Origin of the sequence: Agromyces protaetiae (genome assembly GCF_030866785.1) — a bacterium.
Classification (GTDB): Bacteria; Actinomycetota; Actinomycetes; order Actinomycetales; family Microbacteriaceae; genus Agromyces; species Agromyces silvae.
Genome location: NZ_CP133018.1, coordinates 301,059 through 321,375 on the forward strand (window position 1 = coordinate 301,059; position 20,317 = coordinate 321,375).

General features: G+C 71.0%; 16 protein-coding genes. 10 read left to right on the forward strand and 6 right to left on the reverse strand.

Annotated features, from left to right (window positions below; all coding sequences use genetic code 11):
* Window positions 1-69 precede the first annotated feature (69 nt).
* The gene (locus QU602_RS01440) at window positions 70-1,122 is read left to right on the forward strand and encodes a substrate-binding domain-containing protein (RefSeq protein ID WP_308798357.1); all 1,053 of its coding nucleotides are present in this window, start codon (window positions 70-72) and stop codon (window positions 1,120-1,122) included.
* Window positions 1,123-1,139: 17 nt separating this feature from the next.
* Here the strand turns inward: QU602_RS01440 and QU602_RS01445 are convergent, their stop codons facing one another.
* Window positions 1,140-2,426 (reverse strand): MATE family efflux transporter, encoded by a 1,287-nt coding sequence (locus QU602_RS01445; RefSeq protein ID WP_308798358.1) that lies wholly within the window; start codon window positions 2,424-2,426, stop codon window positions 1,140-1,142.
* Between the two features lie 213 nt (window positions 2,427-2,639).
* Between QU602_RS01445 and QU602_RS01450 the strand changes: the two genes are divergently transcribed.
* Both QU602_RS01450 and QU602_RS01455 read left to right on the forward strand, forming a co-directional pair.
* Window positions 2,640-4,613: a M13 family metallopeptidase gene (locus QU602_RS01450; protein WP_308798359.1), complete on the forward strand. Its 1,974-nt coding sequence runs from the start codon at window positions 2,640-2,642 to the stop codon at window positions 4,611-4,613.
* Window positions 4,614-4,717: 104 nt separating this feature from the next.
* The gene (locus QU602_RS01455; RefSeq protein WP_373692959.1) at window positions 4,718-5,626 is read left to right on the forward strand and encodes a serine hydrolase; all 909 of its coding nucleotides are present in this window, start codon (window positions 4,718-4,720) and stop codon (window positions 5,624-5,626) included.
* A 168-nt stretch (window positions 5,627-5,794) separates the two neighbouring features.
* Here QU602_RS01455 and QU602_RS01460 read toward each other — a convergent pair whose 3' ends face one another.
* Complete coding sequence (locus tag QU602_RS01460) at window positions 5,795-7,399, reverse strand: alpha/beta hydrolase (protein WP_308798361.1); 1,605 nt, start codon at window positions 7,397-7,399, stop codon at window positions 5,795-5,797.
* 64 nt (window positions 7,400-7,463) lie between these two features.
* On the opposite strand from QU602_RS01460, the gene QU602_RS01465 reads away from it, so the two are divergent.
* Together QU602_RS01465 and QU602_RS01470 are read left to right on the forward strand one after the other, a co-directional pair.
* Window positions 7,464-8,819: an ATP-binding protein gene (locus tag QU602_RS01465; RefSeq protein ID WP_308798362.1), complete on the forward strand. Its 1,356-nt coding sequence runs from the start codon at window positions 7,464-7,466 to the stop codon at window positions 8,817-8,819.
* A 233-nt stretch (window positions 8,820-9,052) separates the two neighbouring features.
* Window positions 9,053-9,637: a hypothetical protein gene (locus QU602_RS01470; protein WP_308798363.1), complete on the forward strand. Its 585-nt coding sequence runs from the start codon at window positions 9,053-9,055 to the stop codon at window positions 9,635-9,637.
* Between the two features lie 249 nt (window positions 9,638-9,886).
* Here QU602_RS01470 and QU602_RS01475 read toward each other — a convergent pair whose 3' ends face one another.
* From QU602_RS01475 to QU602_RS01490, 4 genes are all read right to left on the reverse strand, one after another.
* Window positions 9,887-10,462, reverse strand: a complete 576-nt coding sequence (locus tag QU602_RS01475) for a dihydrofolate reductase family protein (protein ID WP_308798364.1) — start codon at window positions 10,460-10,462, stop codon at window positions 9,887-9,889.
* Between the two features lie 62 nt (window positions 10,463-10,524).
* Complete coding sequence (locus QU602_RS01480) at window positions 10,525-10,929, reverse strand: NUDIX hydrolase (protein WP_308798365.1); 405 nt, start codon at window positions 10,927-10,929, stop codon at window positions 10,525-10,527.
* A gap of 10 nt (window positions 10,930-10,939) precedes the next feature.
* Entirely contained in the window at window positions 10,940-13,489 is a 2,550-nt protein-coding gene (locus QU602_RS01485; protein ID WP_308798366.1) for a phosphatidylglycerol lysyltransferase domain-containing protein, read from the reverse strand.
* On the reverse strand, window positions 13,486-14,787 hold the full coding sequence (locus QU602_RS01490) for an alpha/beta hydrolase (protein WP_308798367.1): 1,302 nt from the start codon (window positions 14,785-14,787) through the stop codon (window positions 13,486-13,488). Before QU602_RS01490 ends, QU602_RS01485 begins: the two co-directional genes overlap by 4 nt.
* A 133-nt stretch (window positions 14,788-14,920) precedes the next feature.
* Between QU602_RS01490 and QU602_RS01495 the strand changes: the two genes are divergently transcribed.
* The 5 genes from QU602_RS01495 to QU602_RS01515 all read left to right on the forward strand — a co-directional run bounded on the left by QU602_RS01495 (window position 14,921) and on the right by QU602_RS01515 (window position 20,277).
* A complete protein-coding gene (locus tag QU602_RS01495; protein WP_308798368.1) occupies window positions 14,921-16,306 on the forward strand; it encodes a glycine--tRNA ligase in 1,386 nt (461 codons plus the stop codon).
* A 35-nt stretch (window positions 16,307-16,341) separates the two neighbouring features.
* Complete coding sequence (locus QU602_RS01500; RefSeq protein WP_373692864.1) at window positions 16,342-17,292, forward strand: sensor domain-containing diguanylate cyclase; 951 nt, start codon at window positions 16,342-16,344, stop codon at window positions 17,290-17,292.
* Window positions 17,293-17,438: 146 nt separating this feature from the next.
* A complete protein-coding gene (locus tag QU602_RS01505; protein ID WP_308798369.1) occupies window positions 17,439-18,086 on the forward strand; it encodes a response regulator transcription factor in 648 nt (215 codons plus the stop codon).
* Window positions 18,087-18,091: 5 nt separating this feature from the next.
* Window positions 18,092-19,228 (forward strand): sensor histidine kinase, encoded by a 1,137-nt coding sequence (locus QU602_RS01510; RefSeq protein WP_373692960.1) that lies wholly within the window; start codon window positions 18,092-18,094, stop codon window positions 19,226-19,228.
* Between the two features lie 68 nt (window positions 19,229-19,296).
* A complete protein-coding gene (locus tag QU602_RS01515; RefSeq protein WP_308798371.1) occupies window positions 19,297-20,277 on the forward strand; it encodes an alpha/beta fold hydrolase in 981 nt (326 codons plus the stop codon).
* Window positions 20,278-20,317 lie beyond the last annotated feature (40 nt).

Here is a 20,317-nt window from a genome sequence, read left to right on the forward strand (position 1 = left end):
CGAATCGATTCGACTCGAATCGTTTCGATGGTAGGGCTCGTGCGCAGATCTCACAACTAGGATCGGGGTATGCCCAGTCATCCGACGCTCGCCGACGTCGCCGAGAAGGCGGGCGTCTCCGCGTCGACGGCCTCGATCGCGTTCAGCGGGTCCGGGCCGGTTTCGGATGCCACGAAGGAGCGCGTGCTCGCCGCGGCGGCCGCGCTGGGCTACGCCGGACCCGACCCGCGCGCGAGATCGCTCCGGCGCGGCCGGTCGGGCATCGTGGGCGTCGTGCTCGAGGAACGGGTGCGTGCGGCGTTCCTCGACCCCGTGAAGATCCGCACCCTCGACGGGATCGCCGAGGGCATCGCGCCGCTCGGCGCCGGCCTGCTGCTGCTCACCGACACGGGCGACGTCGACGGCGACGCGCCCGTCTCGATCGAGAGCGCACCCGTCGACGCGGTCGTGCTCATCGGCTGCAGCCCGCGGCTCGCGGACTCGGTCGCGACGTTCCGACGGCGGGGCATCCCGGCCGTCGCGATCGAGGGCGCGGCCGATGAAGACATCCTCGAGATCGCGATCGACAACCGGGCCGCGACCCGTCGCGGGGCGGAGTACCTGCAGAAGCTCGGGCACTCGCGCGTCGCGATCGTCGCCCTGCCGATCGACCCGGTGCGCACGCGCGGACCGATCACACCCGAGGTCGAATCCCGTGCGACCAACGTGACGACCCGCGACCGGCTGCTCGGCGCACGGGAGATCTTCCCGGACGCGCCGGCGGTCGCCACCGCGGCGAGCTCGGTCGAAGAGGGACGCGCGGCGGCGGCCGGCCTGCTCGCGGACCCCACCGGACGGCCCACGGCGATCATCGCGCAGAGCGACCTGCTCGCCGCCGGCGTCATCCGCGCCGCCGAAGAGCTCGGGCTGCGCGTGCCCGACGACGTGAGCGTGCTCGGCTTCGACGGCATCAGGGTCGACGGCCTGCAGCACGACCTGACCACCCTCGACCAGCCGTCGGCCGCCAAGGGCCGTGCCGCGGGCGAGGCGATCGTGCGCCTGCTCGCGGGCGAGGAGCCCGAGCCGGCCGCGTTCACGTGCACGCTGCACATCGGCGACACCACGGCGCCGCCGCGCGGCTGACCGCCGCGCGCCGGGCGTCAGACGGTGCCCGTCACCATCCAGCGCGCGCCGCGGGCGCGCAGCGCGAGCGTCACAGCGCGCGCCGCGAGGTATCCGATCGCGAACGCGGCGGTCACGAGGGCGAGCGCGACGGATGCCTCGAGCGCACCCGACCACCACACGACGACGAGCGCGAGCGGCACATACGCCGCGAGGTTCACGAGGCCGGTCCACGCGAGGTAACGGGCGTCGCCCGCACCGATCAGCACGCCGTCGAGCACGAACACGACCCCGGCGAGCGGCGCCGAGAGCCCGAGCGCGACGAGCGAGGGCGGCAGCAGCGCGGCCACCTCGGCAGACGACGTGAACAGGCCGGGCAGCACCCAGGCCGACGCCACGATGGCTGCACCGAGCACCGCCCCCGAGGCCAGGCCCCACTGCAGGCAGCGCCGCAGCACGGCGCGCACGGCGTCGACGTCCCCGGCGCCGAGGCCGCGCCCGATGAGCGCCTGCGCGGCGATCGCGAGCGCGTCGAGCGCGAAGCCGAGCGTGAAGTACAGCGTGATCGCGACCTGGTACGCCGCCAGCTCGTCCGGCCCGAGCGCCGTCGCCGACCAGGTCGCGAGCAGCAGCGCCGCACGCAGGCTCGCGGTGCGCAGGAACAGCCAGCCGCCGGAGGCGGCGCCTCTGAGGAGCCCGGCGCGATGCGGGCGCGGGTTCGCCCCGACGCGCGCGGCGTGCCGCGCGACGACCACGAGGTACACCAGCACCATCGCCCACTGCGCGATCACGGTGCCCGTCGCCGAGCCCGCGAGGCCGAGCCCCAGCACGTAGATGAACACGAAGTTCAGCACGATGTTCGCGCCGAATCCGAGCCCTGCGACCCAGAGCGGCGTGCGCGTGTCCTGCAGGCCGCGCAGCAGGCCGGTCGCGGCGAAGACGATGAGCATCGCCGGCACGCCCGCCATCGAGATCGACAGGTAGGCGGATGCCTCGGCGGCGACCTGCTCGGACGCGCCGAATGCGCCGATGAGCCACGGCGTGCCCCACCAGCCCGCGAGCGCGAGGACGGCCCCGAGGCCGAGCGCGAGCCACAGCCCGTCGATGCCGGCCTCGACCGCGCCGCGTTCGTCGCCCGCGCCGAGCCGCCGGGCGACCGCCGGCGTCGTCGCGTACGCGAGGAACACCATGAGCCCGATGATCGTGTGCAGCACCGCGCTCGCGAGTCCGAGGCCGGCGAGCGGCTCCGCCCCGAGATGGCCCACCATGGCCGTGTCGGTGAGCAGGAACAACGGCTCGGCGATGAGTGCGCCGAGCGCCGGCACGGCGAGCCGCAGGATGTCGCGGTCGACGGCGCGCCGGTTCGAACGAGAAGTGCCGGTGTCGATGCTCCGAGCCTACGTTCACGCCGGCCCCCGTACACACCGCGGAATCCGCCGCTCCGCGCCACTTCTGCACCACCGCGCCACCAGTGCTGGCGCCCGGCTGCCACATGTGGCGCAGAGCGGCTTCAGCTTGCGCGGCTTAGGCTGGAGCGCATGACCGACGTCACGCTCTCGTCCGGGATCGCGCTCGACGAGCTGGACCCCGGGGTCCGTCCACAAGACGACCTCTTCCGGCACGTCAACGGGCAGTGGATCGATCGCACTGAGATCCCCGCCGACAAGGCGCGGTACGGGTCGTTCATCCTGCTGCACGAGGAGGCCGAGCAGGCCGTCCGCGAGATCATCGAGGAGTCGCAGCGGGCCGAGCCGGGCACCGAGGCTCGCAAGGTCGGCGACCTCTACGCCAGCTTCCTCAACGAGGAGAAGGCCGACCTGCTCGGCACCACGCCGATCGCCTCGCAGCTGCTCGAGGCGTCGCTGATCCGCTCGGTCGACGACCTGCTCGCCACCGTGGGCCGGCTCGAGCGCCAGGGCGTGTCGGGGTTCGTGCAGCTGTTCGTCGACAACGACCCGGGCGACCCCGAACGGTATCTCGTGTTCGTCGAGCAGGGCGGCATCGGGCTGCCCGACGAGAGCTACTTCCGCGAGGAGCGGTTCGCGGGCGTGCGCGACGCGTACCGGTCGCACCTCGAGCGGATGCTCCGGCTCGCCGGTCTCGACGCGGCCGACGAGCGCGCCGCGCGCGTGTACGACCTCGAGTCGCGCATCGCGGCCGCGCACTGGTCGAACGTCGACTCGCGCGACAGCGAGAAGACGTACAACCTGCGTGCATGGGCCGACGTCGTGGCATCCGCCCCTCTGCAGATCTGGCGCGACGCGATCGGCGCACCTGACGCCGCGTTCGACGAGCTCGTGGTGCGACAGCCGTCGTTCCTCGACGGCCTCGGCGCGCTGCTCACCGACGAGCTGCTGCCCGCCTGGAAGGACTGGCTCGCGTGGCAGGTCGTGCGCTCGAGCGCGCCGTACCTCTCGAGCGAGTTCGTCGAGGCCAACTTCGACTTCTACGGCCGTACGCTGACCGGCACGCCCCAGATGCGCGAACGCTGGAAGCGGGGCGTCTCGCTCGTCGAGGGCGCCATGGGCGAGGCGGTCGGCCGCATCTACGTTGAGCGGCACTTCCCGCCCGCCGCGAAAGCGGCCATGGACGATCTCGTCGCGAACCTCGTCGAGGCGTACCGGCAGTCGATCTCGGCGCTCGACTGGATGGGCGAGGAGACGCGGAAGCGCGCCCTCGACAAGCTCGAGAAGTTCACGACGAAGATCGGCTTCCCCGTGAAGTGGCGCGACTACTCCGCGCTCGAGATCGACGCGGGCGACCTCGTCGGCAACGTGCGTGCGACCGCCGAGTTCGAGTTCAACCGTGAGCTCGGCAAGATCGGCAAGCCCATCGACCGCGACGAGTGGTTCATGACGCCGCAGACGATCAACGCGTACTACAACCCGGGGTTCAACGAGATCGTGTTCCCCGCGGCCATCCTGCAGTTCCCGTTCTTCGACCCCGAGCGCGACGCGGCCGCGAACTACGGCGCGATCGGCGCGGTCATCGGGCACGAGATCGGGCACGGGTTCGATGACCAGGGCTCGAAGTACGACGGCGACGGCCGGCTCACCGACTGGTGGACCGCCGACGACCGGTCCGCATTCGAAGCGCGCACGAAGGCGCTCATCGACCAGTTCGACGCGCTCGTGCCCGCGCAACTCGCGGGCGCCGAAGGCGCCGGCGAGCACCACGTCAACGGTGCGCTGACGATCGGTGAGAACATCGGGGACCTCGGCGGGCTCGCGATCGCGTGGAAGGCCTATCTGATCTCGCTGCACGGCGCCGAGCCGCCCGTGATCGACGGGCTGTCCGGCGCCGAGCGCTTCTTCCTGTCATGGGCGCAGTCCTGGCAGCTGAAGGCCCGCGACGAAGAGGTCGTCCGGCTGCTCGCGATCGACCCGCACTCGCCGAACGAGTTCCGTTGCAACCAGATCGTGCGCAACATCGACGAGTTCTACACGGGCTTCGGCGTGGCCGCCGATGACGAGCTGTGGCTCGACCCTGCCGACCGGGTGACGATCTGGTAGACATGCCGCAGCCGTCATTCCGGCCACGATCCAATCCATCCATGAAGAGCGCGCCGCGGTCAGCGGTGGGGGAGCGCCGAGTGACAGAAGGGGAGCTCTCCACCGTGGTGACCTCGTCGCAGGGCTCCGAACGACGCTCCAGGCATGCCGCGCTGCGGCACGGGCGCCATCTCACCGAGGGGCCGCACGAAGACTTCAGCCGGGGCTTCAGCGCGCTCGGCGATCTCGCGCTCGCGGGCGTGCAGGTGTCGGCGAGGGCGACCGACCTCGCCACGGGACGGGTGCTGTTCTCGGTCGACGACCACGTGGTCATGCCGACCGCGTCGATCGGCAAGGTGCTGTTGCTCGTCGAGGTCGCCGCGCGTCTCGAAGGCGCGAGCACCGAGGCGCTCACCGTGCTCGACCGGTCGCCGCGCGACGCGGTGGGCGACTCGGGGACCTGGCAGCACCTGCAGTCGCCCAGCCTGCCCGTGGCGGACCTCGCCGCGCTCATCGGCGCCACGAGCGACAACCTCGCCACCAACGTGCTGCTGCGCTACATCGGCCTCGAGGCCGTGCGTGCCCGCACCGAGTCGCTCGGGCTCACCCGCACGGCGCTGCTCGACCTGGTGCGCGATCACCGCGGTCCCGACGACGCGCCGCAGCTCTCCATCGGCTCGGCCAAGGAGCTCACCTGGCTGTTCGCCTCGCTCGCGCGCGGCGAGATCGTGAGCCCCGAGATCTCGCAGCGCGTGGTCGGCTGGCTCTCGCTGAACGCCGACCTCTCGATGGTGGCGTCGGCATTCGGCCTCGACCCGCTCGCGCACCGCATGCCCGACCACGGGGTGCTCCTGATGAACAAGACCGGCACCGACGGCGGGGTGCGCAGCGAGGCCGGCGTGTTGCGCGGGCCACGCGCGAGTGTGGCGTACGCGGTCTCGACCTACTTCGCCGACACGCAGCTCTCGAGCCGCCTCGCCGTGCTCGACGGCATGCACCGGGTCGGCGTCGACCTGCTGGAGTACGTGCACTGAGGCGGGCCCGCGCCCACGCATCCGAAGATCCTCGAGCGGTCGCAGATGGTGGGTGTTTCCGACTGCGACCCGCCATCTGCGACCGCTCGGCGAGGGGAGTCCTTCCGCGTCAGCGCGATCCGTCGTGCTCCGATCCCGGGTGCGCCCTCAGATGCGAGCCGGGCGTCCTCAGATGCGAGCCGGTGCGGCGGCGAGCAGCTCGAGGCCCTCGAGCACGGCGTCGGCGGTTTCGGGCGCCGCGAGCACCCGGAAGTGGCCGGCGATCGGCACGCGCACGTTCGTCGCGCCGTTGAGCGCGCTGCCATCGGGCACGTGGGGGTCGAATGTGCCGAAGATCGACACGATGCGCGCGTTGACGGACGCCGCCTCGCCGAGCATCACGATCGTCGCGTCCGTGGGTAGCAGTGCGCGCACGCTCGGGTCGCGCAGCAGCCGGGCCCGGCTCGACCCGCCGAACGGCGTGCAGATCGCGACCACGCCGAGCACGCCGAGCGCATCGCCGCCCGTGCGGATGAGCAGGTGCTTGCCGATCAGCCCGCCCTTGCTGTGACCCACGACGATGCGTCCGGCGTCGGGCACCGGCAGCTTGGCGAGCGCGCGGGCGAGCTTGTCGCTCGTCTCGACGATCGGCGCGCGGTTCACGCCCATGCCGTGCACGGTCCGCACGCGGTACCCCGCGCGGTTCAGCCGTTCGCCGAGCGGGCGCAGGAACGTCCAATGCTCGTACACGCCGGGCAGCAGCACGACCTCGGGCAGGGCGTCGTTCCCGCGCAGCCAATGCCGGGGCGATCCCTGCCCGCCGAGCGCGCCGACCGCGGCGAGCTGCCGGCGCGCGGCGTACGCGTAGTCGCGGGCCCACCACCACGCGGCCTTCAACGGCGGCGCGCCGAGGCCGGCGGCGGTGCCTTCGAGCGGGCCGCGGCCCGAGGCATCCGCCTCGGCCGTCTCGGTCTGGTCCCGCAGCGCCGGCCGGCCCGGCAGGTGCGTCTCACGACCAGAGAGATCGGATGCCTCGGGCACGACCTGGCCCACCGGCTCACCTCGCGCGTGGCGCGCGATGAGATCGGCGACCTGCGCGCCGGCCGTGACCATGGTCTCGTGGCCGCGGCCCGGGACCTCGATGAAGCGGCCCGCGGGCAGCAGACGCGCGACCTCGCGCGCCCAGTCGCGCGGCACGATCGCGTCGTGCTCGGCGCGGACCACGAGCGTGGGAACCGCGACGCGCGGGAGCACCCGCTCCATGCGGTGCTCGATCATGGGACGCAGATTGGCGGTGTACCAGCCTGGTCCCGCCTCGGCGTAGGACTTCAGGCCGACCGCGAGCACCTTCGGGTTCGTCAGCGAGATGTCCTGCAGGAACCGCAGCGTCTGCTTCGCGACCGTGCGCTCGCGCGGATTCACCGTCGGTCCGATGAGCACGACGGCGCCCACGAGGTCCGGCCGCTGCGCGGCCGTCTCGGTGACGACCTGAGCGCCGTACGAGTGCCCCACGAGCACGGCACGCGTCACCCCCTCGGCCGCGAGCAGTTCGCCCACGAGCGCGCCCGACTCCGGCATCGAGAGCGGCTCGTCGGGCGTGGGTGAGTCGCCGAACCCGGGCAGATCGAGCGCGAGCACCCGCCCGGTGCGCTCGAGGGCGTCGGCGAGCCCGTTCCAGTACTCGTGCGCCATGCCGAGCCCGTGCACGAGCACGTAGACGGGCCGGCTCGCCCCGCCCGATTCCACGATGCGTATGACCCGGTCACCACTCCGGAACCAACGCGTCACGGCCATGCCGGAAGTCTAGGCACGCATGCGTTCAGCCACGTGGCCTTGACGCAGGTGATGCCGCGCGTCCGTGTTCGCTTGCCAGGAATCCGGAAATCCAGGAATCCGGGAATCCGGGAATCCCCGAATCCGGGAAGAGGCGTGGTGGGCGTGGACACGAGAAGAGCAGGCTACTAATATCCACTATCGGTCTTATACTTCGCCGAACTATAAGACCGATGTGAGGAGGGTCCAGGTGGCGCTGAGTCCGTACACGCCCGGTTCAGTGGCGAGGTCGGTACCCGGCCGAGCGACGGCATTGGCCGAGTATCGCGAGGCGGCCCAACGAATCGACCGGCTGGACCAATTCATCCCTCGCATTCATGTGGTTCACGGTCCTCGTGGCATCGGCAAGACCTCCCTGCTTCGCCAGGGGCAGCGCGTGTTCGAGGATTCGCGCGTCCGCACGATCTGGATCACCGCCAACCCGACCGAGAGCCTGCTGCACTCGTTGCTGAGTGAGCTCGCGAAGCTGATCGGCACCGGAACCAGGATCCGGAAGCGGGCCGTCGAGCACATCGAGTCGATCTCAGTGGAGCTCGGCAACCCCGTCATCGGAAAGATGGCGGCAACCGTTCGTCCGACTCCCGACGTTACCCGCGCATCGTCCGCTCGCCTCATCGAGGCACTTCACCTCGTCCTCGACGCGTCGGAAACCATCGGCGGGTCCGGGCTGGCAATCCTGGTCGATGAGATCCAGGAGGCCGATGCCGCAAGTTTGCGGACGCTCGCCTACGCATGGCAGGAACTGGCGCCCGTCGGCGCGCAGGGCGGCGGCTCGACGAAGGCTGCCTTGTGCGCCGTGGGCCTGCCGGGCGCTCCCGCGCACATCAACAGAGCCGTGAGCTTCAGTGAGCGCTTCTCCTTCGAACGGTTGCCTGGCTTGGATGATGCGGGTGCTGAAGAAGCACTCCTCGCACCGGCACGGGAACTCGGTGTCCGGTGGGGCGACAAGGCGCTCGCCGACACGGTGGCCGCCGCTCAGGGTTACCCGTACTGGGTTCAGCTCGCGGGCGATGCGGTCTGGCGAGCGGGATCTCGACGCGTCGGCGGCGTCGGACTCGAGTCGGGCCACTCGATCACTTCGGATGACGTGCGATCCGGTGCTCGCAGGTTCGCCGAGCAGAAGCACACGCTGTACCGGGCCCGATGGGACAATGCCTCTCCGCGGCAGCGCGAGATGCTCGTCGCACTCGCGCGGCTCGGAGGACAGGACGTGCAGCGCGGGGTGCTCGCCGCTGCACTTCACACCGACACGACGTCCATCTCGGTGGCTCGGCAGTCGCTGCTCGACAAGGGCATCATCGACGCCAATCAGCACGGCCTGCTGTCGTTCACCGTTCCCGGGTTCACCGAGTTCGTGCTCGCGCGAGCGCGCGACGAGTAGGCACTGGGCTCATGCGCACCGGACAGTGTCAGGTCGCAGGCGGCGCTTCCAGAGGAAAGACGCGGGCGCCGTCGATCCGGAACTCGTGCAGGTGAATCTATGTCCTTCTTCGTGACGCTGAACGACGGTCAAGTTGGCCACCGTCAGATCTCACCGTCTACATTCGAGTCTTCCCTCCGCAGGATCTGGGCCGACACAGGTCCAGTTGACGTGAACTGGCCGGCGGACGACGCATGAGCTCGGCAGGTCGTGCACCCGTCGTCGCTTACCTCGATGAGTCCGAGTCGCGTCAGGACAGAGACCCGGGCACGTACATCTTGTGCGCTGCGATCTGCGTCGACAGCGAGCTCTCGAAAGCCCGTGATCGGCTGACTGGTCTCCGCCCGACGGGCGCAACCAAACTGCACTGGCGCGACCTACGGGATAAGGACCGTTATGCCATGGTGGCAGAGGTCGCCCGCATTCAACTGAGGCACTTGGTCGTCGTCAGGTTGGGTGGGACCGAGGCGCCGAGCGAACGGCGCCGACGGCTCTGCCTGATGCGTATGTTCTACGAACTCACGAGCGGCGGTGTAACGCACCTCGTGGCCGAGTCGAGAGGCCCGGCCGACGATCGGCGGGACCGGCAGCTGCTCGACACCATCCGAGCACAACGGCAGGCTGGAGGTCTGCTTCGCCTGGACCACGTCCGTGGGCCGGCCGAGCCGATGCTCTGGGTGCCGGATATCGTGGCTGGCGCAATCACAAGTGACCGCACCGCCGGGACGGCGCTCGCTGGTGCGTTCTCTTCGCTGGAGCTCATCGAAATCGCCGACTAACGCGCGAAACCCCAGGCCCTACAACTGCAGGATCTCCTGGGGTTCACTTCCATCCCCACCGCGATGGGCATGACCCTCCAATTGTCAGGGATCCGGGTCGGGGTCGCAACCTTACTTGGGAGCCTTGTGCGCCCGGCAGGGTTATGGCCCGTCGAGCTTGTGAGAACCGTGCCCGGGTTCACCGAGTTCGTGCTCGCGAGGGCGCGCGACGAGTAGCTCGCCCGTGCTGGCGACGACGACGCGCATGCGTCACTCGACCGGGCCGGGCGGCGGTGGCGTGTCCACGATCCGCGGGGTGCCCTCGAACAGCTGCAGGCGGCCGTCGAACGTCCGCGTCGTGACGTCGTCGAGGATTACGTCGGGCCAGCCGTCGTAGATCCGGGCGTGCCCCGAGCGCCCGGTGGCGACCGGGAACACGACGACGCGGTACCGATCGACGAGTCCGGCGTTCAGCAGGGCAGCGCACAGGATGGGGCTCCCGATGGTGAACAACGGCGAGTCGCCGGCCTTCAGCTCCGCGACCGCGGTCGCGGCGTCGCCGTCGATGAGCTGTGTGTTGGGCCAGGCGAGCGGCTCCTGGAGGCTCTTCGAGAAGACGATCTTGTGCTGCGCGTCCAGCCCGTCGAGGCCGGGCGCGCCCGACTCGCGCATCTGCGTGAACAGCCGATAGGTGTTCGCGCCCATCAGCAGCGTGCGGTCGGGATCGTCGTCTGCGGCGAGGAAGTCCAGATACTCAGGGCCCGCCATGCCCCAGAACCCGGGCCAGTCGGTCGCGCCGCCGTAGCCGTCGAGCGAGGTGATGTAGTCGATCGTGAGATTCGCCATGCCCGTAAGTGTTCCGCCGTCGTCGCTTCGCGTCGACCCCTTGGACGGTCGGACTCGACCGCTCAGTCGATGAGGCCGGATGCCTCGAGCCGGGCCAGCACCTCGCGGCCCGCGGGCGGGCAGCGGTCGAGATCGGCCGTGGTCACCCAGTGCAGGGCGCCCACCTCGGCCGAGGCCGCCGGCGAGGCATCCGTCTCGGCTCGGAAGACCGCCATGCGCACGTGGCGACCTTCGGGCTCGCCGTGCGCGAGGGTGCGCACCTCGAAGAGGTGCTCGAGCTCCGCGGGGTCGAGGCGCAGCGCGACCTCTTCGAACGCCTCGCGGGCGGCGGCCTCGGCTGCCGTCTCACCCGGGTCGATCTTGCCGCCCGGCATGTAGTACACGTCGCGGTCGCGCGCCGTGACCATGAGCACCCTCCGGTCCCGCACGAGCGCGATGGCGGAGACGAGCAGGTCGGGCAGAGGCATCCGTCTCAGGCTAGTCGGCGCGGGTGAGGGTGCGGACCAGCGCGAGGGCCTCCTTGGGGGAGACCTCGGGCAGGTACGCCTTGCCGACCGCGATGCCGATCGCGGGCAACGCGAGGGGATCTGGGTACGCCATCGAGATGGTCTCGTACTCGGGGTTGAACTTCGCCTTGAAGCGGAACAGCGACGAGAACCCGTACGCGGGCTCGAGGGTCTGCCCGAGCCACTCGAGCAGACGCGTCATCGGTGTCGGCGCGGGCGGCTCCTCGCCCGGCTCGAGCGGCTTCGTCGCGAGCGGGGCGCCCGACAGGCTCAGCACCTCGGCGCCCGTCTCTTTCATGTGCAGTGCGGCCGACGCGATCAGGAACTCCATGATGCCGTTCATCGAGCCGTCGGCCCGGCGCATGAAGTCGATGGTCCAGCCGACGACGTCGCCGTCGCGGTAGACCGGCAGCCAGCTCGTCACCGCCTGCAGCCTCCCGTCGGGCGCGACCGCGAGCATGAGCCGCACGTCGTCGTCCTTCAGCTCCTCCATGCCACCGAGCGTGAAGCCCATCTCGGGCAGCTCCTTCTCGGCGACCCACTCCTCGGAGATCGCGCTGATCTCGGCCGAGGTCGCGAGCGGCAGCTCGCGCCAGCTCGTCCAGACCGTGGTCATGCCCTCTTTGATGCCGCGGTTCAGCGCCTGCCGCACCTTCTGCCACGGCTTGCCCGTGAGCTCGAGGCCGGTCGTGCGCACGATCGTCTCCTCACCCACCGACATGTGTTGCCACCCGAGCGCCTCGAAGATCGGCAGATACTGCGGGTGCGTGCTGTAGAACACGGGCGTCCAGCCGTTCGCATCGCAGAAGATCGCGAACTCGCGGATCGTCTGCTCGGCGCGCGCGGGCGCGCAGATCGGATCCGACATGGTGATCGCGACGCCGTTGATCACGCGGTATGCGACGACCGCATCGCCGTCGTCGCTGAACCACGGCGTGTTGCCGGGCCAGGTCGCCATGAACCCGAGCGTGCCGCCCCCGTGCCGACGAAGCAGCGTGCGCAGCCGGTCGTCGTCGGCGGCCTGCGCGCGCCGCGCGCGCGTGGTCGACATGAGCAGCACCGCGCTCACGATGAAGACCGCCCAGAACACGGGACCGGCCCACTGCGCCGCCGCGCTCGTCAGGTCGTGACCCGGCAGCACGATCGGATCGACCGCCGCGAGGAAATGCGGCGGCACGAACCGCTTGAGCGTGTCGACCACGAGATCGGCGGGCGCCGCCGGCGGCCAGTACTCCTCGATCGTCGCCAGCCCGATCACGAAGTACGTCGTGGCGAGCACCACGAACGTGCCGCCGACCACGAGCCAGAACCGCCCGAGCGCGCCGCGCGCCGCGCGCACCCGGAAGTCGCGCCTGGTCACCAGCAGCATCACGATGATGCCGATCGGCAGCAACGCCGCCGCAAGCACCCAGACCAGCAGCTCTCCGACGTCGAACGCCGACCAGTCCGCCGGGTCGAGGTCGTCGAGCGCGTTCGACACGTCATAGGACGAGCGCGCGAACAGCAGGATCGCCGCGTTGACCCCGATCGCGAGCCACCACGCGAACCGGCGGCCGCCGCGCAGCCCCCAGGCGGCGAGCAGCAAGAGCAGCACGGGCACGAAGGACAGCACGAACATGCCGACGCCCTGCGAGCTCAGGATCGCGAGCTCGCGCAGGCACTCGTCGCCCGCGGGCTCGGCGCCGCACTGTGCCACGACGGCGTCGTACGATAGCGGGTCGTCGGCGAAGAGGTACGAGCTGAACGCGAACGGCGTGAGCTCGCTGCGGGTCGCGAACGCGACGATCGGCCCGAAGGCGGTCACCGCGACGACGGATGCCACGAGCGTGCGCGTCTCGCGGTGCGAGCTGCGGCGCAGCCGCAGCGCCGAGGGGTCACGCGCGAGCAGGGCGCCGAGCGGCACCGCCACGAGGATCGCGAACAGCCGGTACACGTTCGAGGGGTCGCCGTCGTACAGCACGAACACGAGCACGAACGCGAGCGTCACGATGCGGATGCGCCGGCGCCAGAGCGCCCCCATGAACGCGGTCGCCGTGATCAGCGCGCCGACGACGCCGGTCAGCGGGTCGAGCGTGAGATCCGCCGACGTGCCGGTCGCCCACCACTCGCCGAACAGCGAGCCGAACCACTGCAGCGTCGTGCCGAGCAGCACACCCAGCACACCCGTGACGACGAACGCGACGACGGTACGCCAGGTGCCCATGCGCCGCTCGGCGACGCCGAGCAGCAGCACCGCGGCGAGCACGCCGACCACGAGCTGGAACGGGTCCCAGGGGATCACGAGCGCGGTCGCGGCCGTCCACCACGCGCCCGCGTCGAACGTCGTGCGCACGCCGGCAGCCCACGCGTTCGCCGTGGCATCCGTCGGTCCGCCTGCGATGGTCCCCGCGACGATCGCCGTCGCGATGAGCACCACCCCGAGCGCGATGCTGAACGGGATGCGCCGGGCGAACGCGGCGGCGGCCTCGCCGCCCGTGCGCAACCGCCCGGCCGGTTCGGTGTCGGTCACGGTCGTGGTCATGGGGCCGCCAATCCGAGTCGGGGGTACAGGATGCGGAACGCCTCGTCGAGCCCGCCGGAGAGCGCGGCGGCGTCGTGCGCGGCGCCCGGAACCGCGAAGAACGTGGCCTGCATGCCCGCGGCGACCGCGGCCGCCGCGAGACGCTCGGTGCCGGGTGCGAACGCGGCGTCGTCGTCACCGGTCGTGAACACCGCGACGCTGTCGGCGTACGGCGCCTTCGCCGCCATGATGTTCGCGGGCTTCACCGCGTCGTACGCCGTCTGCACTCCGCCGAACACCTCGCGGAGCGTCTCCTCGTTGCGCTCGGCGCCAGGCCATTCCACCGGGGAGACGGCGATCAGGTTGCCGAACACCTCGGGGTACTTCGCGCCGAAGTACGCCGCGCACTCACCGCCGTTCGAGTAACCCGCGACGGTCATCGACCGCGGGGCATCCTGCACGTGCAGGTTCGCGCGCGCCCAGGGCACGACGTCCTGCATGACGTACGTCTCGACCTGCCCACGCGCCGTGTCGAGGCAGAGCGGATCCTCGTTCGGGTCGCCGAGCTGGTCGATCACGAGCGCGATCGGCGCCAGGCCTGCGTGGTCGGCGGCGAACGCATCGAGGGTCTGTGCGATGAAATACGGGTCGGGCTCGCCCGGCTGGCCCATCATCATGATGACGAGCGGCAGCGCCGGCGGGTTCTCGACGAGCGCTGCGGGCGGCAGGTAGATCTGCGCGGGGCGGGCGTCGAACCCCGAGGCGGTCGCCGGGATGCCGCCGGGCACGAGGCCGGTCGCACCGTGGTCGGGCAGGTCGGCGGGTGGCTGCCACGTGAGGTACAGCGGCTCGGCGGGGTCGGATGTCTCGGGCGGCACCGGGCTCGGCACGGGCGCTGGGCCGGCGGTCTCGATGTCGAGCAGGTCGCCGAGCGTGCGGTCGATGCCGTAGGCGGCGTTCACGCCCAGCACGCCCGCGAACGCGAAGAGGGGGATGGCGAGGACGGCGACGAGCTTCCGCCACCAGCGCGAGCGCCAGAGGTTCCAGATCGCGACCAGGATGCCCGCGAACACGGCCGGCACCCAGAACCACGCGGCGGCCGAGACGGGGCCGCCGAACGCGTCGAGCATCATCACGGCGACCCAGAGCAGCGCGATGCCGAGCAGGGCGCCGGTCACCACGAGCGCGAACACCGTGAAGACCCAGGCCGCGGATCGCGCGCGCCCGAGCAGGTAGACGAACGCGGCAGCGGCAAGGACGTAGACCGTGATGAGGAAGGGGCCTTCGACCACGGTGACGTCGAGCAGAAGATCCCACACGGCGGCGCCCCCATCCTCGTCTCCGTCACAGGGTAGCGACGGCCGTCCGCGCCCCCGCGGAAGCCGCGCCCGTAGGATGGAGGCACCGCACCCACCCGGGCTCTGCCCGACCATCACGACCATTGGAGCCACCGTGGCCGCACCCACCCGTCTCGATTCCGTCATCACGCTCGCCCAGCACCGGGGCTTCGTCTTCCAAGCGGGTGAGATCTACGGCGGATCCAGGTCGGCGTGGGACTACGGCCCCCTCGGCGTCGCGCTCAAAGAGAACATCAAGCGCCAGTGGTGGAAGTCGGTCGTGCAGGGGCGCGACGACGTCGTCGGGCTCGACTCGAGCGTCATCCTGCCGCGTCAGGTGTGGGAGGCATCCGGGCACGTCGAGGTCTTCAGCGACCCGCTCGTGGAGTGCCTGCACTGTCACAAGCGCTACCGGGCCGACCACCTGATCGAGGAGTTCGAGGAGAAGAAGGGCCGCACGCCGAAGGACGGGCTCGCCGAGATCGTCTGCGCCAACTGCGGCACCCGCGGGCAATGGACCGAGCCGCGCGCCTTCTCGGGCCTGCTCAAGACCTATCTCGGCGTCGTCGACGACGAGTCGGGGCTGCACTACCTCCGCCCCGAGACCGCGCAGGGCATCTTCGTGAACTTCGCGAACGTGCTGCAGACGGCGCGTATGAAGCCGCCGTTCGGCATCGGCCAGATCGGCAAGTCGTTCCGCAACGAGATCACGCCGGGCAACTTCATCTTCCGCACGCGCGAGTTCGAGCAGATGGAGATGGAGTTCTTCGTCGAGCCCGGCACCGACGAAGAGTGGCACCAGTACTGGATCGACCAGCGCTGGAACTGGTACATCGACCTCGGCATCGACCCCGAGAACCTGCGGCTCTTCGAGCACCCGAAGGACAAGCTCAGCCACTACTCCAAGCGCACCGTGGACATCGAGTACAAGTTCGGCTTCACGGGCGGCGACTGGGGCGAGCTCGAGGGCGTCGCGAACCGCACCGACTTCGACCTCACGACGCACTCGAAGCACTCGGGCAAGGACCTGTCCTACTTCGACCAGTCGAAGAACGAGCGCTGGGTGCCGTACGTGATCGAGCCCGCGGCGGGCCTCACCCGCTCGCTCATGGCCTTCCTCGTCGACGCGTACCACGTCGAGGAGGTGCCGAACGCGAAGGGCGGCACCGACACCCGGACCGTGCTCAGGCTCGACCCGCGGCTCGCACCGGTGAAGGCGGCCGTGCTCCCGCTCAGCCGGAACGAGAAGCTCTCGCCGCTCGCGCGCGAGCTCGCGGCCACGCTGCGGAAGAACTGGAACGTCGACTTCGACGACGCCGGGGCCATCGGGCGCCGCTACCGCCGCCAAGACGAGATCGGCACGCCGTACGCCATCACCGTCGACTTCGACTCGCTCGAGGACCAGGCGGTGACGGTGCGCGACCGCGACACCATGCAGCAGGAGCGCATCCCGCTCGCCGAGATCGAGACCTACCTCGCGACGCGTCTCGTGGGCGCCTGATCGACGTCGTCGGGCGGGAGACCGAGCTTCCCTTCGTGGAGCTCTTCGAAGACGCGCCCTGCGGCCTCCTCGAGACGACGCCCGACGGCATCATCACGCGCGTCAACCGCACCTTCGAGCGGTGGACGGGCCACACGCGGGAGTCGATCACGGGCGGTGCGTTCGCCGCACTGCTCACGCCGCCCGCCCAGCAGGTCTACGAGACCCGGTGCGTGGTCGTGCTCAGCCTCACCGGCGAGGTGCGTGAGGTCGCACTGACGGCGCGCTGCGCCGACGGGCGCGAACTGCCGATCCTGGTCAACGCGGCGGCGGGAACGGATGGCGCGGCCCGTCGCATCCGGGTCGCGGTGTTCGACGCGACCGACCGTCAGGACTACGAGCGGCAGCTGCTCCTCGCGCGGCGTGACGCCGAGGCATCCGAGGCACGCGTACGCGTCCTCCAGGAGCAGCTCGAGCACGAGGCGATGCACGATCGGCTCACCGGGCTCGCCAACCGTGCCCGGCTCCAGGAACGCCTCGACGAGGTGCTCGCCGGGGCCGACCGGTCGGGAAGGCCGCTCTCGGTGGTGTTCCTCGACCTCGACGGGTTCAAGCCGATCAACGACCGCCTCGGTCATCGTCTCGGTGACCGCGTGCTCGCGGAGGTCGCGGCGAACCTCGCCTCAGTGGCGCGCGCGAGCGAGACCGTCGCGCGCTACGGCGGCGATGAGTTCGTGATCGTGTGCGAAGACGCGGATGCGGCGGCCGGCGCCGTCATCGCCGAGCGGTTCCGTGCGGAGGCGCGCCGCCCGCTCGAGAGCATCCCGCCGACGTACGCCGTGTCGGCGAGCGTGGGCGTCGCGGCGTGGGAGCCCGCGCGAGGCGCGAAGCCGACCGCCGACGAGCTGCTGCGCGTCGCCGATGAGGCCATGTACGCCTCGAAGGAGGCCGGGCGGGACCGCGTGACGGTGGTGTCGATCGGCGGCGTGGCCAACCCCGGCTCGTGACGGCGTCGGATGTCGCGCCCGCCGGTTGCGCCGCACGCCGAACGTCGTCGGTTTAGACTACGAAACTGTGGGGGCGGCCGGCGAATCGGCTGAGTACTTCTGCGGTGCTCGGCCCGACGCGGCCACGAAATGGGGGAGAGTCGCGCATGAGTCCGGTACGAGTGGCGATCGTCGAGGATCAGCCGCTCTACCGGCAGATGCTGCAGAGCCTCTTGCAGACGGTCACCGGGTTCGAGCTGCGCGGCGTCGCCGGCAGCGTGGCCGAAGCGCGTGAGGCGGTCGATCCGACCGGGCTCGATGTGGCGCTGCTCGACCTGCACCTGCCCGACGGCAACGGGCTGGACCTCGGCCGTTCGCTGCAGCAGTCCAACCCGTCGCTCGGGGTGATGCTGCTCTCCTCCGACGATCACCTGCATGTGCTGCTCGACCTGCCCGAGGCGCAACAGCAGCGGTGGAGCTACCTCTCGAAGACGTCCTCGCTGTCGGCGCAGGCCCTCGTCGCCGCCGTGCGCGCCACCGCCCAGGGTCGCGCCGTGCTCGATCGCGCCCTCGTCGAGCGCCGGAACGCGCGCGCCAACAGCCGGCTCGCGGCCCTCAGCTCGCGGCAGTTGCAGATCCTCGCGCTCCTCGCCGAAGGACTCACCAACGCCTCGATCGCCCAGCGGCTCGAGTTGGCGCATCGATCGGTCGAGAACCACGTGAACGCGGTGTACGCGGCGCTCGGGCTGACGGGCAGCACCGAGCACAATCCGAGGGTGCGTGCCGTTCGCATGTTCCTCGCGGAGTCTCGGTGAAGCGGATGCGCGACGACGAGGCGTCGGAGGTGCTCGAGGCCGATCGCGCCGCCGACGCGCGGACGATGCTCGTCACGGTCGCGTTGGCCGGCGGCGTGCTCGGGGTCGCGACGAGCGTGCAGGCGGTGCTCGTGCTCGGCGCGCACTCGGCCTCGTACCGGGGGCTCGACCCGGCACCGATCGCCGACCTCGCCGTCCGCGTCGGCATCAACCTGATCACGGTCCTCACCGCGGTGCTCTTGGCCTCGCGCCTGCGGATCCAGGAACGGCGTCCCTTCGCCTGGCCGTGGCTCGTTGCGGTCTCGGCCGGTGCCGCCGCGGTGCTGCGCTGCGCGCTGCAGCTGGCGACGGGCATCTACCCGGTGCAGGATGCCGCGGCCTATCTCTCCGACGCGGCGGTCGCGTTCGTCATGATCGCCGCGGTCTTCGCCGTTGCGCTGGCGGTGACCGAGGCGCTGTCGAACGCACGGCTCGCCGAGCGGCGCCGTTCGATGCACGCCGCGCAGGCGAGCGACGCCCTCGCCTCGCTGCAGCAGGAGGAGCTGCGGGTGCGCCGGGCGATCGCCGAGCAGCTGCACGGCACCCTGCAGAACCGGTTCGTCCTGCTCGCGGCCGAGCTCGCGGACCTCGCGCGCGAGGTCGACGCCCGCAGTGCCCAACGGATCGACGGCGTTCGCGCGGAGCTCGACGAGCTCCGGGAACGCGAGCTCCGGTCGCTGAGCTCCTCGCTGTACCCCGAGCAGCTCGACCGTGGCCTGCTTCCCGCGCTGCGCGCGCTCATGGCCCGGGTGCCCGCGTCGATCGGCGTGGATGTGGAGTTCGCCGATCATGCCGACGCGCTCGAAGACGCCGACGAGTCGCTCGACGTCGGCCGGCGTCTCGTGCTCGTGCGGGTCGCCGAGGAGGGGCTGTCGAACGCCCTGCGGCACGGCAATGCGACCAGCGTCGGCCTGACGCTTGCGCTGCACGGCGAACGGCTCACGCTCACGTTCGCCGACGACGGCGACGGGGTGCCGGCCTCGCCGGGACTCAGCGGCCTCGCGCGGCTCAGGGAGCGGCTCGCCGGCTTCGGCGGCACCCTCGACCTCACGCCCGCGTCGGGTGGCGGGGCGGTGCTCCGCGCGACCCTGCCCGTCGGCTGAGGCGCGTCGCCTGCGGGTCGCGCGCGTCGCCTGCGGGTCCGTTGCGGCGCACCGCCATACTGGGTCCCATGAGCGATCCGGACGATGAGTTCTCATTCCTGGCCGAGCAGGCCGCCGAAGCCGGGGTCGACGGGCCGCTGCCGCGAGGCGAGCGCCTGAACCTGTCACTGGCCGATGGCCGCTCCCTGAGCGCATTGCGCTACGGCCATCCAGACGACGCCCCGGACGGCCCGGTGGTGACCTTCCTGCACGGCGCCGGACTCAATGCGCACACCTGGGATGCGACGATCGTCGCGCTGGGCCTGCCCGCGCTCGCGATCGACCTGCCCGGTCATGGCGACTCGTCGTGGCGCGACGACGCCGCCTATGTCGGTCGCGTGCTCGCGCCCGACATCGCGGCCGGACTCGAGGCGTGGACCGCTCGCCCCCAGCTGCTCGTCGGGCACTCGCTCGGCGGCCTCACCGCGGCCGCCGTCTCGGCGTCCCGCCCCGACCTCGTCGACGAGCTGGTGGTCATCGACATCACGCCGGGCATCGATCTGAACGGCGGGGCCGCGCAGCTGCGCCAGTTCTTCGCCGGCCCGACGGACTGGGCGAGCCGCGACGAGCTCGTCGAGCGGGCGCTCGCGTTCGGGCTCGGTGGCACGCGCCGGGCGACGGAACGCGGGGTGTTCTTCAACTCGAGGGTCCGCACCGATGGCCGCGTCGAGTGGAAGCACCACTTCGCGCATCTTGCGGCGGCGGCCGCGAACGCCTCGCCGACGGATGCCTCGGCAGCGGTCTCGGCGGGTGACTCGACCGAACCGGGGGAGCCCGACGCACTGGCGGCGATCCTCGGCGAGGCCGGCTGGGAGGACCTCGCGGCCGTCGCCGCGCCGGTGACCCTCCTCCGCGGCGAACGCGGATACCTGACCGACTCGGACGTCGCGGAGTTCCGCGATCGGTTGCCGGAGGCGCGGGTCGAGACCTTCCCGACGGGGCACAACGTCCAGGAGGAGCAGCCGGTGCTCTTGGGTGAGCGCTTGCGGGCATTCGTCCCCGTGTCCTGACGCAGGCCGGATCGACGGACAGCGAACGGGCGGCCGCACC